Source organism: Enterococcus sp. DIV0240d, from assembly GCF_051711245.1.
GTDB lineage: Bacteria > Bacillota > Bacilli > Lactobacillales > Enterococcaceae > Enterococcus_D > Enterococcus_D casseliflavus.
Window position 1 is genome coordinate 100586 of sequence record NZ_JBIOMG010000001.1, and the last position, 14639, is coordinate 115224.

Below are 14639 nucleotides of genomic sequence, written 5' to 3' on the forward strand. Positions count from 1 at the left end.
CTGAAAAATGAATAAATTAAAAACGATGACGATTTCGGGAATTAGTCTTCCCTTGTATCTCTTTTTCATGGTTGTCATATTCAGTGCGATTGCCTTAGACAAATTGCCATTAAATATGGTTGGGATCACCATTTTACTGGTTGCCTTAGGACACCTGCTGTATTTCATTGGGGAAAAACTCCCGATCATGAATTCTTATCTTGGCGGTGGGTCAGTTTTTACCCTGCTTGGTGCCACCCTTTTAGCCTCCTTCCATCTCGTACCCACGAAAGTCATTGACGCGGTCAGTGACTTCATGGGGGGCGGTTTTGGCTTTCTTGATTTCTATATTGCCGCTTTGATTTGCGGCTCGATTTTAGGTATGAACCGTAATTTGTTGGTGAAAGCTTCTACGAAATTCATTCCCGTTGCTTTGATCACTATGGTAGTAGGCTTTTTCTCCGTCGGCCTTGTCGGTATGCTGCTAGGCAATGGATTCGCTGATTCGGTGATGTATGTGTCTCTACCAATGATGTCTGGCGGGATGGGAGCGGGAATCACCCCACTTTCACAAATTTATGCCGATGGCTTGGCAAACGGCAATCAAGCCGCCATCTTTTCTCAATTAGCGCCAGCTGTTACTTTCGGGAATATTCTTGCCATTATTGGTGCTTTATTTATCGCAAAGGCCTTTGCTAAAACCAAATACAATGGCCATGGTACACTGATCAATGCCACGAAAGAAGAATTAGAAAAACCAAAAATAACACTTGATGCCCAACAAATCGGGGTCGGGATGCTCTTTTCCTTCTCACTGTTGGTCGTTGGTGCGATTTTAAGCGACTTTTTCCCTAAAATTCACGAGTATGCCTTTATGATCGTGATTGTCTTTATTCTAAAAGCCTTGAACATTGTCCCTAAGAAACTCGAAGATTCTGTGGTGATGTTCAACAATGTTGTGATGACGAATTTGACCCACGCGGTCTTGGCGGGGATTGGTTTGGCATTGATCGATCTGTCAACATTGGCTTCTGCCTTTACTTGGCAATTTGTCGTGCTTTGCCTAACCAGTGTCGTATCTATGGGGGCTGCCAGCTGGTTCTTCGGGATGGTATTGGGGATGTATCCCGTTGAAACCGCAATTGGCGCCGGTATGATCAACAACTCCATGGGGGGAACAGGCAATATCGCTGTATTGTCTGCCTCTGATAGAATGGAAATGATTGCTTTTGCCCAAATGGCCAACCGTTTATGCGGTGCAATCGTGCTGATTTTAGGTGGGATCTTGATCCGTTTCTTCTATTCTTGATCTAAAGCAAAAAACAGGTGCTGCTACGCATGATGCATAGCAGCACCTGTTTTTGCATTCCTCAAACGAATTCGTCCAATTGGTTGCACGAATCAAACAAAGGTTCAATCATTTCCTCATAAAAGAGTCAAAAAGAGCAGTGCCACCGCACTGCTCTTGCGTTACTGATTCATTCAGGGGTTACAGCTTCTGAAACAAGGTTGGTGCTTGATCAGGAGACCAAGTGGTGTCCCCGTAATTTGAGTGGGTGTTGATCACGACATAGTTGCTGCCTTTATGGCTCACGATTTCACCGCTTGTATACACTTCTGGTGCAGAGAAAGTACCTAGTTTCCACACACGGTATTCTGACTCCCCGCCTCCAGGTGTTTCCGTTTCTTCTTTGGCATTGGTTTTCACGCTCAGCTGGTTACTAAAAGCAGATTGTTCGCCCGTTTTACTGATTGCTTTGATTTGGTAATTGTAGGTCGTGTCCGCTGCTAGATTCGTGTCTTCATAGGTTGTTCCTGTGGCTGTAGCGATTTTGACGCCATTGCGGTAAACGTCATATCCAGCGATCCCATTTGTATGAGTCGATGCTTGCCACATTAAGGACACGCTGCTGTCTGTCACGCTCATTTGGTGTAGGTTGCCTGGTGTCGAAGGGGTTTCGACTTGATTGTCTGCTGCGGTAGTCACTTTCACTGCAGCACTTTTTTCTGAAACTAACGCCGTAAAGCCGACTGCCTCTACTTGATAGTTATAGGTTGTGTTGGCTTTTAATTGCGTGTCGGTAAAGGTTGGCTCAGTAGTCGTTGCCACTAAGGCACCATCACGATACACGTTGTATTCTTTCGCATCGGTTTGACCGTTCCATGCTAAAGCCACCGTGCTGCTAGTCACTCTTTCTGAGCGGACATTTGCTGGTACTACTGGTTTTTCAGGAATGACCGTTGAACCAGAAACGTTAACATCGATTACGTTATAAAAGGCATTTGGCGTATCGGCAACATCCCAGACCGCTAAAATGACATGGTAACCGAGACGATTTTCTGGAATGGTAATGGTATGGCTTGGACTATTGCTGGCAGCCGAACCATCGTGATTTACAGTAGCGATCAATTCCAAGCTATCTCTTGAAAGTGGCGCGTTTTGATCCCATCCTGGTTTCGTGATATAGTAATGCCATTTTGTGGTCTTGTGCGGCGCTGTATAATGCCAATTGACCCGCAATGGTCCTTGATTGATGTCTTGTTTGGTCCAACGATTGGTTCCTTGTTCATCAAGAACAAAGTCCCCGATTTGTCCGAGTCCACCATCTGCTGAAGCGATACGACCATCTACTGGTCCTGCTTCTGGAAAGCCTTTTTTGGTTTCCAATGATTGTGGGTTTGAAATGACATTGCCATATTTTTCAAACGCAGCGCTCCACCCTAACGTATTGCGATCCAAAGACCCTTGATAGCCCCGACTGACCGGTGATTCCACATAACCATGAGCAAATACTTGTTTCCCCGTGAAGAACAAGGTCCCTCCAAGTAAGATTGCCACCCCGACCGACCATTTTACCAATGCGTTTTTCATACTCTGCCTCCTAAAATTTTTTATCATCGAATAAACCAATCCTATCCGTTTATTCCTTGATTCCGATTCATTGAAAAGCAAACCCTACTGACATAAACATTCTGTTTATATGTGAATTATAAATTATCAAATCATTATAATATTATAATGACTAGTTTCCCGTCCTTTCAGTGAGAAATACAAAAAAACTTGAAACGAATCTCCTCCTAATCGCTTAAGAGGATTCGTTCCAAGTTTCTTTCTTTATATACGGTCTTTTTTAGGAAAAAGCAGCCGCTTATTTCCCGTTTTCTTTCAAATAGTCAGAGGATTGTGCGCCTGCTTGGCGACCAAAGACCATAATGTCGGCTACAGCATTGCCGCCGATTCGATTTTGTCCGTGGATACCGCCGGTCACTTCACCTGCTGCATACAAGCCAGTGATTGGTGTGCCATCTTCTTTCAATACTTGGGTCTTCGTATTGATTTTGACGCCGCCCATTGTATGGTGGATCCCAGGTGCGATTTGAATCGCATAGAATGGCCCTTCCGTCAGATCATAGTCCATCGCCGTTTCACGACCGAAATCTTTGTCGGCTTTGTCTGCCACTGCTTGGTTCCATGTATCTAAGGTTTTCTTCAAGGTTGCTGGATCGACATCGATTTTTTCAGCTAAGGCTTCGATGGTGTCGGCTTCTACCACTACACCTTGTTCTTTGTAGTAATCGACTTGTTTGGCTCTACCTGCTAACGCATTGTCAAAAATCAAGTAGGCATAGCTTTCTGGCAGATCCGTGATAGCAGCTGAAACATTGTCGCGGGTTTCTAATTCATTGTAGAAACGTTCCCCTTGTTGGTTCACCAAGATGGCGCCTTCTCCACGAACGGTTTCACTGATCAACATGCCTGTATCTTGAACTACTGTTGGATGGACTTGGATTTGATCCATATCAACCGTTGCGCCGCCTAATTCTTCGATCATCTTGATACCATCGCCTGTACTACCTTCAGAAGTCGTGCTGACATAGCCTTTCAGATCTGGACGGTATTTTTCGATCAGTTCTTTGTTTGAGCCAAAACCACCAGTAGTAACAACGACCGCATCACCAGCGATTTCTTTTTCTTCGCCATTGATTTTCACGTTGACGCCAGTGACTTTGCCGTCTGTTTCATTGATTTTTGTCACATCAGCATTTACAAACAAAGGAATTTCTTGCTCATGAATGTTTCTCAATAGGCCATCCACCAAATACCTACCGACTGCTGAACCGTCGTGAGGACGATGGATCCGTTTCACACTGGCACCGCCGCTATAGCTGATATTGTCTAAAGTGATCCCCATTGAATCCAACCAATCAATCGCTGAAGCAGAGTTATCCACTAAATAATGCAGCAATTCTTGATCGTTGGTTCCTTTACCGCCTTTTAGGGTATCTTCAAAAAATAGTTCATTGGAATCTTCAATGCCTTGGGCTTCTTGGAATTTGGTTTCTGATGCGTTCATTCCGCCAGAAGATTTCAAGGTATTTCCGCCTGCGATCGGCATTTTTTCTAAAATGACTGGATTCATTCCAGCATCTTTAGCCGACAAGGCTGCTGCCATCCCTGCACCGCCAGCACCAACGATGACGATATCATATTGATCTTTTAACTCTGCTGGATCGGTATACTCTTGTTGGGAAGCACCTGAAGTGACTTCACTTTCTGAAGAAGAGCTTGCCGCACTGCTGCTGGCTTTTGTTCCGCCATCGGCGCCACATGCACTAAGCAACAATAATGAGGCTGCCCCAATCACCCATTTTGACCATCCACTTTTTTTCATTTGTTTCCCTCCGTTTTTCTTGCTCTTTTCTCCTCACTGATCCCCGTCATATACGATAAGAAAAGCAGCATTTTTCTTGCGAACTCCGCCCAACTTGTTACTTTATTAACAACGATAAACATCTTGCGATCGGACTATTTTTCTATTCGATAGCGATAAAAACATTGTTTAAGCAACATTTCAACAGCGTTCTATTTTATTTAACCATTGTAACAAAAAAAGAAACTAAGTGTCCCGTAATAATTTGTGTATATTTTAACTATCTATTCTCATTGTTTTCTAATTTTTCCGAAAAAAGATAATATATTTTTCTCGCTACTTTCTGCTATTGAAAGCTATCACAAAAGACATGCCCATAGAAGGACCGTTAAGCTTGCGGTCAAAAAGATATGGCCGCGATTGTTCTTTCTCTGTTCTTTTCCCTTTGTTCTACGCCTTCTTTTGTATAATAAAAGAAAAAGCAGAAATGGAGTGGCGAATGGAAAAATTGACCCGAATGTTCGAGCGAGTGATCAGTATTTGCATTGATAGCATGTTGGCGATCTTAGTCGTTGTCGTCTTGATTTTTATGGGAAAAGCGATTTTTATGATCAGCACGACGCTCTTTCCCTTAAGTGAAGCGCCTCACCTGTCCTTTTTGATTGAAGAAATTGCCACGTTATTCATTTTATTAGAAATCATTTTGATGTTGCTGCGGTATATGAAGGATGGACATCACATTCCCGTCCGTTACTTGATTCTGATCAGCATTACTGCGATTTTGCGCGAGTTATTGTTGACGCAAGGTATGGCGAACGATGCCCTATTTTTTGCTTTAGCGATCTTTGTTTTGGTACTCGTCTTGCTAGTCCTGCAAAAAATCAATGCCTTCCAACATACCCAGGAAAAAGACCACTGAAACCATCCCATTGGATCAGTTGGTTTCAGCGGCTTTTTCGGGATCAGTTAGAGGGATACCAATATAAAAGGTGGTTCCTTTAGGCGTACTTGTAACATCAATCAGCCAATCGTTTTTTTCCACGATCGAAGAGACAGTGAAGAGTCCTAGACCAGTACCGCCAGTGGCACTCTTGGTCGTGAAAAAGCGGGTAAAGATTTTTTCTTGGATCGCTTCTGGTATGCCGGGACCGTTGTCGGCGATTTCGATCAAAGCAAACTCCTGTTGCGCGGAGAAAGCTTGCTTACGAAACAGAAAGGTGGCGCTTTCTGTCGAAGTGCGGCTCAAGCGAATGCTGCAATCGGCATTTGCTTGGTACACATTCATCAACAAATTGTAAATGATGACTTGCAGATCGATCTTCTCGTAGACGGCATATCCTACTTCTTGGATATCATACGTAAGGGAAAAGGCTTTTGGCAGCAGCGCACGCATAGTATCGATGGCTTCTGTCAAGGTAGTAGCGATCGACTGCACAGTTTTATCGGCACTTTCGAGTTTCGAAAAACGCAGCACATTGCTAGATAACTCTTTGCCTTTTTCTGCTGCTTTGCAGACTTCTTGCAAGTCCTCCACCAAGACTTCATCGTGTTGGTTTTCCTCGATCAGTAATTGTAGATGACCAATCATGGGCGTCAAAAAGTTGTTTAGGTCATGGACGATCGAGGTCGTTAATAAGCCAATGGTTTCCAGTTTTGATTCTTGCAAAATGTTTTTTTCGATCTCGTGCTTTTCTTTTAACAGCCGTTGTCGTTCTTTCAATGCTTGGTTTTCGACATAGGCTTGATTGCGTTTCATGTAGTTTTTGATCAGGATCGTCAATAAAATCATAATGACAAACAACAAACCTAGTAGGCCGATCAAAATTAAGTTGTCTTGTAAAAAGAGACCGCTTTGCTCCAAAAAATCGGCATTGCTAGCGACGATCAGCCGACTGTCGCCGATGGTGATCCATTGATAAGCAGCCAATTTCAGCACTTTTTGCAGTGTTTCTTCGTTCCACCAATAAGAATAATAGACGGAGGTGCCTGCTTCATTGTCGATTTGTTCTTGCTCCAAGCGCTCAAGATCGGTGAAATCCAGCTCTGGAAATTCTTTTTTGCGGCTTTCAACGATGGAAAAACCAATTTGTTCGTCCGATGGGTGCATAACGATCCGCATCTCGGCGTTTTTGACCATCGTATAGCCGGAGACATTGCGATCGGTGGTAAATTCATGATGGTACATGCGCTGTAGATTCAAAGGCATCACAAGAATCGCTTCTTTGTCGTCAAGGGTTAAGGACTGATACACATTTAGATAGGCCTGCTTGCCATCAAAATAGACTTGCCCATTTTGTACCTGCCGTCCTGCCAATACTTTGTCTAAGGATGGGTCTTTGAATAACAATTCTTGCACCGGCGGGTCTTCTGGTTTATTGACCGCCGTTGCGGTATTTTGGGCGATGACCTGACCTTGTTGGTCGATCAAAAACAATCCGACCATGGCATTGTTCGCAGAATTGATCACTGGTAACGTTAAGGGGCGCTGCAAATCAACCAAGGCGGCGCCTTCGAGGTGGTCATCGGCATAATTGGTAAGAGCCATGTGGTACGATTCGATACTGCGGCTGATCAGCTTGATCGCCGCTTGATTGACCGTTTCCAACTGCCGCAACCCGACGGTTTCAGCTTGTCTTTGTGCGCTTTTATAACTTGTAAAGGTAAAAATAAGTCCAATCAGTGTAATGAATAAGGTAGCGACCACACTTAAATACAGCCAAAACTTTGATGGCGGTTTCATTGTAAACCCCTTTCATATTTACTATAATACTATTGATACAGGAGGCGGATATTTTGCGAGATGAAAAAATTTTAATCGTTGATGATGACCCTGCCATTCGGCGGCTGATTTGGAAATCTTTACAGTCGACGGGTATTTTGATCTACCAGACCGATTCCGTTGAAAAAACGATTGCGATCAACTCTCGTGTCAGCTTTGATCTTTTTTTACTGGATATCAGTTTAGAGCATGAAAATGACGGCTATCATTTGGCACAACTGATTCGGGAAGAAAACCCCACGGTGCCGATCGTTTTTTTGAGCGGAAAAAGTGACGAAAAAGACATGATCAACGGCTATGAGATTGGCGCCGATCACTACATTACGAAGCCTTTTTCACCGGCACTCTTAAAAGCACAAATCGTTTCGATTCTTGATCGCCGCAACGTGCTGCGAGAAAAAGGGATCGCCAAACCGGAAGGCGATCTGTGCAGCGGCATGTTTCGTTTTGACCAAAAACGCTATCAGTTTTTCAAAAATGATCAGCCCATCAAGTTGTCTTCAAAAGAAATCATGCTGATGCGCTTTTTCATGGAAAATCCAGATCAAGTGTTCTCGAAAGAACAGATTTACAGCAATGTCTGGCAAGATGGCCAATTCGATGCCAATACCGTGATGGTTTTTATCAATCATCTGCGAAACAAAATTGAAGATGAGCCGAAGCACGCCCGCTTTTTAAAAACCGTTTGGGGGATCGGCTATACCTTTTTACCAGAAGGAGACGCCTTCTAGCTGCAAGAAATAAAGCGCCAAGGCTAAAAGATCCGCCGAGCCGCCGGGACTCAAATGGCGTGCAATCAATACTTGATCATAGATCGTTAATTCACGAAGCAAGTCTGTATCTGACAGATTGGCTTGGTGAATTTTTTGCATCTCCTGCTGTACCGTCTTCATCGCCTCGTAACCTCCTCGATGGACGAGGTTGCTGTCTTCGGTTTCACTCATTAGATAGACTAACCCGCGCAACAAGGAAACGGAGGTTTTTTGCGGTTGCTGCCGCAAGTACTCCAGCAGTTTTTTGACCGTTGGATACCCAGCTGCAGCTTCTCCACGAATCCCCATCGTGCCGTAGGTCAAATAATTTTTTTCCCCATAAGACAATTGGTCTTTGTGGGTGATTTGCTGCAGGTCTTGCTTGACCAAATGCTGGCAGATATCAGCGGCAAGCTGCAGGATCTGATTGGTATCTTCAGCCATCAGCTCCGCCTTGCCATTTTGTTGATAATAGACTCCTGTCGCCCCCAACAAAACTGCAAAGGAAAAGTTCGCCCCTTTGTGGGTATTGATGCCTTTGGTTGCCCGAAGCATCGCTGTTTCTGCTTCTTGACCGATCCCACGTAACTGGTCAAACAGCTGGATCAGCGAGCCTGTATGGGCAAAGCCCGCTTGGCTATAGCGCTGAAAAAAAGGCGCCAAACAAGTGATACTGTTGATAAAGGTAAACACATTCATGTCCTGATGCGCACCAGAGGAGCAAGGATCTACTAAACCAGGCTTGGGTGCTAACGCTACCTCATAATGCAGCGCATTGACTGCATAGCTGCTGGCGATAAAAAGACGGGAATCAGTCAATTTTTCTTCGCTCCATTTCAGCAAGAATAAATTGCAGGGAGTGATCCAAATGTTCATGGGTCAACAACGTGATCTGTTCCGTGTCATTGGTTCTCATGCCGCGATAAATCAGCCAATGTTCCGCCAATGCCGCATCCCTTCTTCTAGAAGAGCGAATCGCAATGTCACGAAAATACACGAGGTACGCTTGCAGATCTAGCACGATACTTTTTAACCGCAGCATTTGACTTTTTTCGTAAATAAACGCATTGAAGTCCGAAAAGTTTTTCAAGACCCCATCCACATCATCCTCACGATTCAGCTGTTCGCCATGTTCTAACAAGCAGCGCATCTCCTGGAAATCTTCCTCAGTCATCAAGTCCATCGCTTTGATGGTCGCTAACGTATCCAATGATTTGCGGATATCGTAAATCTCATAAGCATCTTTGATACTGATCCCTTTTACGACGATGCCGATTTTTGGCACATGCTCCACCAGTTTTTCAGCCACGAGCTGAGTCATGGCGTAACGAATCGGGGTTCGGCTGATATTTAGCGTATCGGAAAATTCTTTCTCATTGATGCGAGAGCCTGCGGGAATATCTCCTAAAATGATGGTTTTTTTGAATGCTTCATAGATCAAATCTTTTAATGGTTTATTTTTGGTCAGATCCAGATTTTTATTTACTGCATCAATAATTGGATTCATGATTTACTCCTATCATACTAAAAACAAATGAGATTTTTGGGAAAAAATAAGTTTATCGATAAACAAGGAAAACTACCGAGCAAAATGGCAGCCTGCTCGATAGTTTCTGTATGAAATTACTGTGGAATATAAAACGGCATGTGACCTAATAGCACGATCGTAACGACGAAGATCACGAAAATCCCCAGTGCGTATTTCGCCGCTTCTTTTTGCCATTGCCCCATATCTAAGCCCGTCAAGCGCAACAGCAAGTAGATGAAGGCAACCAATGGACTTAACAAGTGGAACGCTTGGCCCATTAAGGACGCCAAGGCCATCTGCATATTGGTAAAACCATACGAACGACCTGCTTCTGCTAAGACTGGCAGGACCCCAAAGTAAAATCCGTCATTGGAAATAAAGAAGGTCCCAGGTGCAGAAATCAGGGCAATGACTAATCCCCAGAAACCAGCCAATTGTTTAGGGATGATTTGCGTGAAGCTATTCGCCAAAGCCGTTGCCATCCCTGAGCCTTGGAACAAGCCCATGAAGACGCCTGCTGCAAAAACTAAAATTACGACTTGCACAGCGTCGCCGCCGTTGGCACCGATCCGTGACGACTGGTCTTTCAAGATTGGGTAGTTGACCATCAATGCAATACACGTACCTACAAGGAATAACAAGATTGGCGGTAAAGCGATACTAGAGATAAAGGAGCTTGCTACTAACCAGCCAATCAAGACGATTGTTAAGATACCGTTGAAGACAAAGTTTTTCGGACGGCGGATCGCTAATGTATCAGGATCAGTCACAGTTGTCATTTCTAAAATCTCATCATTCGTCAGCTCGGTAACCCCTAAACGTTTCCGTTCTTGGATCCCCATTCTGCGAGCCACAAAGAAAACCACATAGAGCAAAGACAAGATCATTCCTGGCAGCAGATAAGAAAGAATATCCGCATCGACTTCCAGCACGGCCATTGCCCGAGCAGTTGGTCCGCCCCATGGCAACAAGTTCATGATGGTATTTTGCAAAATGATCAAGACACCAAGGTTCATCATTTTCATATTCAACTTCTTATAGATGGGAATAAACGCAGAACAACAGATCAAGGTCGTGGTCGTTCCATCACCGTTCAAAGAGACTGCAGCGGCAACGACTGCCGTTGCCATCAAGACTTTCATCGGATCGCCTTTAGCAAAATAAATCATTTTTTTCGTGATTGGATCAAACAATCCCGCATCCAACATAATCGAAAAGTACAAAATCGCAAACAGCAACATGATCCCTGTGTTGGCTGTGGTGGAGATTCCCTCAAGGACAAAATCACCGATATTGCCTTTTTCTGAAACACCAGCAACCATCGCAACGAGGGTAAATAGTAATGGGATAATTACTAAGGATGTAAAGGGTGACATTTTTTTCTTCATGATGACGAACATGAAGACAATAATCATAGCATAGGATAAAATCGTTAAGAACATTTTCTTCTTCCTTTCATGCATCGAAATGTGTAAGCGTTATCAAAAAACATTTTAAAAAAATTACAGGCCCGTAATTTGTTAGCGACAAGCGTCACTAGTTTGTGAATCTTTTTCTTTTATTAAAGGAAATAATGTTATTGAATGCTTTACACGTCTAAGAATAAACAATCAAGAAATAGAAAAAAAGACCCGTTTAAAAAAAGAACAGCAAAAAAACAATTTCTCTTTTCAAATCTTATTTTTCGTTTAAAAAGTTCTTAACAGAATATTAACGCAATAAAAACCTTGATAAATCAACGTTTATCTCGGTTTTTCGCTCTTTTTTAAAAAAAGGAACACTGAAAAAACAATTTTTAGCCGAAATAAATCTCGCTGATTGAACGGGAGTTTCTATAATGAAAGGGAACGAATCATTGAGAAAGGAGAAACCCATGAATCTTATTAAAAGATTGTTCAAAAAAACGCATGATGAACCTGATGCGGCTGTCAGCTCCCCTTTGAAGCCACAGGAAATGATAACGGATCCACCCGCGTCTGATTGGCAAGAAGTGTCGAGCTATCAGCCAGCGCCTGCAGAAGATTATCCATTAGTCAGTCTGATAGCCGCCGCACTAGGGGCTGAATGTTACCCTGAAAGTCAGTTTGTCATTCGAAGAATTGAGAAGCGTAATCCTGATTTTAGGCGAGTCGCCCTGATTGCTGCCAGTATTGCCGCAGGAGAGCTGCCTGATTCTCAGTTCACAATCAAAAAAATAGCCAAAAAAAATGAAAACAAGTGAGGGAAAAACATGTTACGTAAATTTAAAATAGCGATCGATGGGCAAGAATACCTTGTCGAAATGGAAGAAATCGGTGCGCCGCAACCTACCGCTCCTGCCCCAGCAGTGCCAACACCGGCTCCCGCAGCGGTACCTGCTCAACCAGAGGCAGTCAGCACACCAGAACCAGAAGTAGCACCGCAGCCAGCGCCAGCTACGCTTCCTGCTGATGGCGAGCCGATTCATTCTCCGATGCCGGGAACGATTTTACGTCTCTTGGTCAATGTAGGTGATACTGTACAAGAAAATCAGTCGTTGATGATTTTAGAAGCCATGAAGATGGAAAATGAGATCGTGGCACCAAAAGCAGGAACCGTGGTTGCGATTGCAGTCAATGCGGGCGACATGGTCAACCCAGGAGAACTGCTGATTACGATCGGCTAATTTATTGAAAAGGAAGTGACGTAGTGGAAACGTTAATTGAAGGTGTAGTCGGGTTAGGATCGGAGCCGGGACGGATCGTTATGATGTTCATCGGTGGTCTATTAATGTATTTGGGGATCAAGAAAGAATATGAACCGACCTTATTAGTACCCATGGGATTGGGCACGTTGTTAGTGAACTTCCCGAACTCAGGTGTGTTAAGTGCTGGCGGAGAAGCTGGCCCGTTCCAAGTATTGTTTGATATGGGGATCTCAACTGAATTGTTCCCCTTGCTTTTGTTTATCGGGATTGGCGCGATGATCGATTTTGGTCCCTTGCTGCAAAATCCATTTCTTTTGTTGTTTGGCGCTGCTGCGCAATTCGGGATCTTCTTTACGATCATCGTTGCCGTGTTGCTTGGTTTTGATTTAAACGACGCAGCTTCCATCGGGATCATCGGCGCTGCTGACGGTCCGACTTCGATTTTTGTCGCAAATACGCTGAACTCGAAATATATGGGTGCGATCATGGTAGCAGCTTACTCTTACATGGCGCTAGTACCGATCATTCAACCGGTTGCCATCAAAGCAGTGACGACCAAGCATGAACGAAAAATTCGTATGTCGTATCGTGCCGGCGAAGTTTCGCAAACGGCCAAAATTTTGTTCCCGATCGTGATCTCGATCGTAGCAGGGTTGATTGCGCCTGTTTCATTGCCACTGGTTGGATTTTTGATGTTCGGGAATCTCTTGCGGGAATGTGGTGTCTTGGATCGCTTGTCCATCACTGCTCAAAATGAACTAGTGAATATCATTAGTATCCTCCTAGGTTTATCAATTTCTGTGAAAATGCAATATGAAGAATTCTTACAAGTCGATACATTGATGGTTATTGGTTTAGGGCTGGTTGCCTTCGTGATGGACTCGGTCGGCGGCGTGTTGTTTGCGAAAGTGCTGAACTTGTTCCGTAAAGAAAAAATCAATCCAATGATCGGTGCCGCTGGTATCTCTGCGTTTCCAATGTCTAGTCGGGTCATCCAAAAAATGGCGACAGATGAAGATCCGCAAAACTTTATTTTGATGCATGCAGCCGGTGCCAACGTTTCAGGACAGATTGCTTCGGTCATCGCCGGTGGCTTACTGCTGGCACTGATTGCTTAGGTCACTAGAAAGGAGAGGAAAACTATGAGTCAAGATTTACTGACTTCATTTGAATTGTTGTTATTCGGTTGGGGCGGCGTCTTTGTCGTGATCCTGATCATCTACTTCGCATCCTTGCTTTTGTCGAAGCTCTTCCCAGTAAAAAAATAAAGAAGGCATTGTATGTATACCCTGAAAAGAATCTGGCTGCAAAAAGATCCAGAAGTCTTTTTGCAATGGCAAAAATTGATCACCCGTGCTGGCTTAGCCGTCGGTGAAGAGGTAGCCTATACCGTTGGCATTTTTGACCAGCAAACCTTGATTGCTACTGCTTCTTGCTATGCCAATATCATCAAGTATGTAGTGGTCTGTGAAAAAAGACGCTCCGAACAGCTGTTGACGCAATTGATTTCGCACCTTAGCGATCATATCAAAGACGAAGGCTTCACCAAGTCCTTCGTCTATACAGCACCGAAAAACCGCCTGTTTTTTGAATCCCTCGGGTTTCGTGAAGTGCTGGCAGCACAAGACATCTTGTTCATGGAACAAGGCGTTCCTTCTTTTGAAAGCTATGCCCAACAGCTGCAACGGCAGCGAATTGGACAAAACAACGGCGCGATCGTCATGAACGCTAATCCTTTTACTAAAGGACATTTGTACTTAGTCGAAACGGCTGCGAGTCAAAAAGAACAGGTTTATGTGTTCGTTTTATCAGAAGACCGCTCGCAATTTTCTGCCAGCGAACGGCTGCAGATGGTGACGGATGGTGTGGCTCATCTGCCAAATGTAACGGTGCTGACGACCAACAACTATCTCGTCTCTTCGGCTGTCTTTCCCAGTTATTTCTTGAAAGAGCAAGCACCTGAGGCGATCGCCAAAAAACAAGCCGCCTTTGATGCAACCCTCTTCAAAGAAAAAATTGCCCCGCTGTTGACGATCACTACGCGTTTTGTAGGCTCAGAGCCTTACTCGCCCGTGACCCAACTCTACAACGAGGCAATGGCTGCCGTTTTTTCACCCGAGCTTGAACTGATCGTGATCGACCGTCTGAAGATCAACCAATCAACCGTTTCGGCTACAAAAGTCCGGAAAGCGATTGCAGAAAAAGATTTACTTTCCTTGCAGCAATTTTTACCAGAAACAACGTTCTCATTTTTAATGCAGCATAACTATATTTAGAGGTGATA

General features: G+C 44.1%; 14 protein-coding genes. 8 read left to right on the forward strand and 6 right to left on the reverse strand.

The window, feature by feature from the left end; translation table 11 throughout:
* Positions 1-7: 7 nt before the first annotated feature.
* Complete coding sequence (locus tag IGJ25_RS00500) at positions 8-1288, forward strand: 2-hydroxycarboxylate transporter family protein (protein ID WP_005230514.1); 1281 nt, start codon at positions 8-10, stop codon at positions 1286-1288.
* A 180-nt stretch (positions 1289-1468) separates the two neighbouring features.
* On the opposite strand, the gene IGJ25_RS00505 is transcribed toward IGJ25_RS00500, so the two are convergent.
* Positions 1469-2851, reverse strand: coding sequence for a lytic polysaccharide monooxygenase (locus tag IGJ25_RS00505; RefSeq protein ID WP_179135477.1), 1383 nt, complete (start codon positions 2849-2851; stop codon positions 1469-1471).
* Between the two features lie 277 nt (positions 2852-3128).
* Positions 3129-4652 (reverse strand): flavocytochrome c, encoded by a 1524-nt coding sequence (locus tag IGJ25_RS00510; RefSeq protein ID WP_081117099.1) that lies wholly within the window; start codon positions 4650-4652, stop codon positions 3129-3131.
* 478 nt (positions 4653-5130) lie between these two features.
* Between IGJ25_RS00510 and IGJ25_RS00515 the strand changes: the two genes are divergently transcribed.
* Complete coding sequence (locus IGJ25_RS00515) at positions 5131-5550, forward strand: phosphate-starvation-inducible PsiE family protein (protein WP_074934197.1); 420 nt, start codon at positions 5131-5133, stop codon at positions 5548-5550.
* Positions 5551-5565: 15 nt separating this feature from the next.
* On the opposite strand, the gene IGJ25_RS00520 is transcribed toward IGJ25_RS00515, so the two are convergent.
* On the reverse strand, positions 5566-7371 hold the full coding sequence (locus tag IGJ25_RS00520; protein WP_225000783.1) for an ATP-binding protein: 1806 nt from the start codon (positions 7369-7371) through the stop codon (positions 5566-5568).
* A 53-nt stretch (positions 7372-7424) separates the two neighbouring features.
* Between IGJ25_RS00520 and IGJ25_RS00525 the strand changes: the two genes are divergently transcribed.
* On the forward strand, positions 7425-8141 hold the full coding sequence (locus tag IGJ25_RS00525) for a response regulator transcription factor (RefSeq protein WP_005230498.1): 717 nt from the start codon (positions 7425-7427) through the stop codon (positions 8139-8141).
* On the opposite strand, the gene citG is transcribed toward IGJ25_RS00525, so the two are convergent.
* The 3 genes from citG to IGJ25_RS00540 form a co-directional block, all read right to left on the reverse strand.
* On the reverse strand, positions 8118-8981 hold the full coding sequence (gene citG / locus IGJ25_RS00530) for a triphosphoribosyl-dephospho-CoA synthase CitG (RefSeq protein WP_010748907.1): 864 nt from the start codon (positions 8979-8981) through the stop codon (positions 8118-8120). The genes IGJ25_RS00525 and citG overlap by 24 nt on opposite strands.
* Positions 8974-9669: a GntR family transcriptional regulator gene (locus tag IGJ25_RS00535; RefSeq protein ID WP_005230494.1), complete on the reverse strand. Its 696-nt coding sequence runs from the start codon at positions 9667-9669 to the stop codon at positions 8974-8976. Before IGJ25_RS00535 ends, citG begins: the two co-directional genes overlap by 8 nt.
* A gap of 116 nt (positions 9670-9785) precedes the next feature.
* Entirely contained in the window at positions 9786-11132 is a 1347-nt protein-coding gene (locus IGJ25_RS00540) for a CitMHS family transporter (RefSeq protein ID WP_010748906.1), read from the reverse strand.
* Positions 11133-11563: 431 nt separating this feature from the next.
* Here IGJ25_RS00540 and IGJ25_RS00545 point away from each other — a divergent pair, with 431 nt between their 5' ends.
* Genes IGJ25_RS00545 through citC form a run of 5 tightly spaced genes read left to right on the forward strand, consistent with a single transcriptional unit; the run spans position 11564 to position 14631 of the window.
* Complete coding sequence (locus IGJ25_RS00545; protein ID WP_010748905.1) at positions 11564-11911, forward strand: hypothetical protein; 348 nt, start codon at positions 11564-11566, stop codon at positions 11909-11911.
* 9 nt (positions 11912-11920) lie between these two features.
* On the forward strand, positions 11921-12334 hold the full coding sequence (locus IGJ25_RS00550) for an acetyl-CoA carboxylase biotin carboxyl carrier protein subunit (RefSeq protein ID WP_005230471.1): 414 nt from the start codon (positions 11921-11923) through the stop codon (positions 12332-12334).
* A 23-nt stretch (positions 12335-12357) separates the two neighbouring features.
* A complete protein-coding gene (locus IGJ25_RS00555; RefSeq protein ID WP_010748903.1) occupies positions 12358-13473 on the forward strand; it encodes a sodium ion-translocating decarboxylase subunit beta in 1116 nt (371 codons plus the stop codon).
* A gap of 24 nt (positions 13474-13497) precedes the next feature.
* The gene (locus IGJ25_RS00560; RefSeq protein ID WP_008381833.1) at positions 13498-13623 is read left to right on the forward strand and encodes an OadG-related small transporter subunit; all 126 of its coding nucleotides are present in this window, start codon (positions 13498-13500) and stop codon (positions 13621-13623) included.
* Positions 13624-13635: 12 nt separating this feature from the next.
* On the forward strand, positions 13636-14631 hold the full coding sequence (gene citC, locus IGJ25_RS00565; protein ID WP_081117101.1) for a [citrate (pro-3S)-lyase] ligase: 996 nt from the start codon (positions 13636-13638) through the stop codon (positions 14629-14631).
* The last annotated feature ends 8 nt before the right edge of the window (positions 14632-14639 follow it).

Bases quoted from the DNA above. Each gene is read 5' to 3' on its own strand.
- IGJ25_RS00550 (WP_005230471.1), top strand. From the start codon at position 11,921: ATGTTACGTAAATTTAAAATAGCGATCGATGGGCAAGAATACCTTGTC.
- IGJ25_RS00505 (WP_179135477.1), bottom strand. From the start codon at position 2,851: ATGAAAAACGCATTGGTAAAATGGTCGGTCGGGGTGGCAATCTTACTT.
- IGJ25_RS00540 (WP_010748906.1), bottom strand. From the start codon at position 11,132: ATGTTCTTAACGATTTTATCCTATGCTATGATTATTGTCTTCATGTTC.
- IGJ25_RS00510 (WP_081117099.1), bottom strand. From the start codon at position 4,652: ATGAAAAAAAGTGGATGGTCAAAATGGGTGATTGGGGCAGCCTCATTA.
- IGJ25_RS00560 (WP_008381833.1), top strand. From the start codon at position 13,498: ATGAGTCAAGATTTACTGACTTCATTTGAATTGTTGTTATTCGGTTGG.
- IGJ25_RS00545 (WP_010748905.1), top strand. From the start codon at position 11,564: ATGAATCTTATTAAAAGATTGTTCAAAAAAACGCATGATGAACCTGAT.
- IGJ25_RS00520 (WP_225000783.1), bottom strand. From the start codon at position 7,371: ATGAAACCGCCATCAAAGTTTTGGCTGTATTTAAGTGTGGTCGCTACC.
- IGJ25_RS00535 (WP_005230494.1), bottom strand. From the start codon at position 9,669: ATGAATCCAATTATTGATGCAGTAAATAAAAATCTGGATCTGACCAAA.
- IGJ25_RS00515 (WP_074934197.1), top strand. From the start codon at position 5,131: ATGGAAAAATTGACCCGAATGTTCGAGCGAGTGATCAGTATTTGCATT.
- citC (WP_081117101.1), top strand. From the start codon at position 13,636: ATGTATACCCTGAAAAGAATCTGGCTGCAAAAAGATCCAGAAGTCTTT.
- IGJ25_RS00500 (WP_005230514.1), top strand. From the start codon at position 8: ATGAATAAATTAAAAACGATGACGATTTCGGGAATTAGTCTTCCCTTG.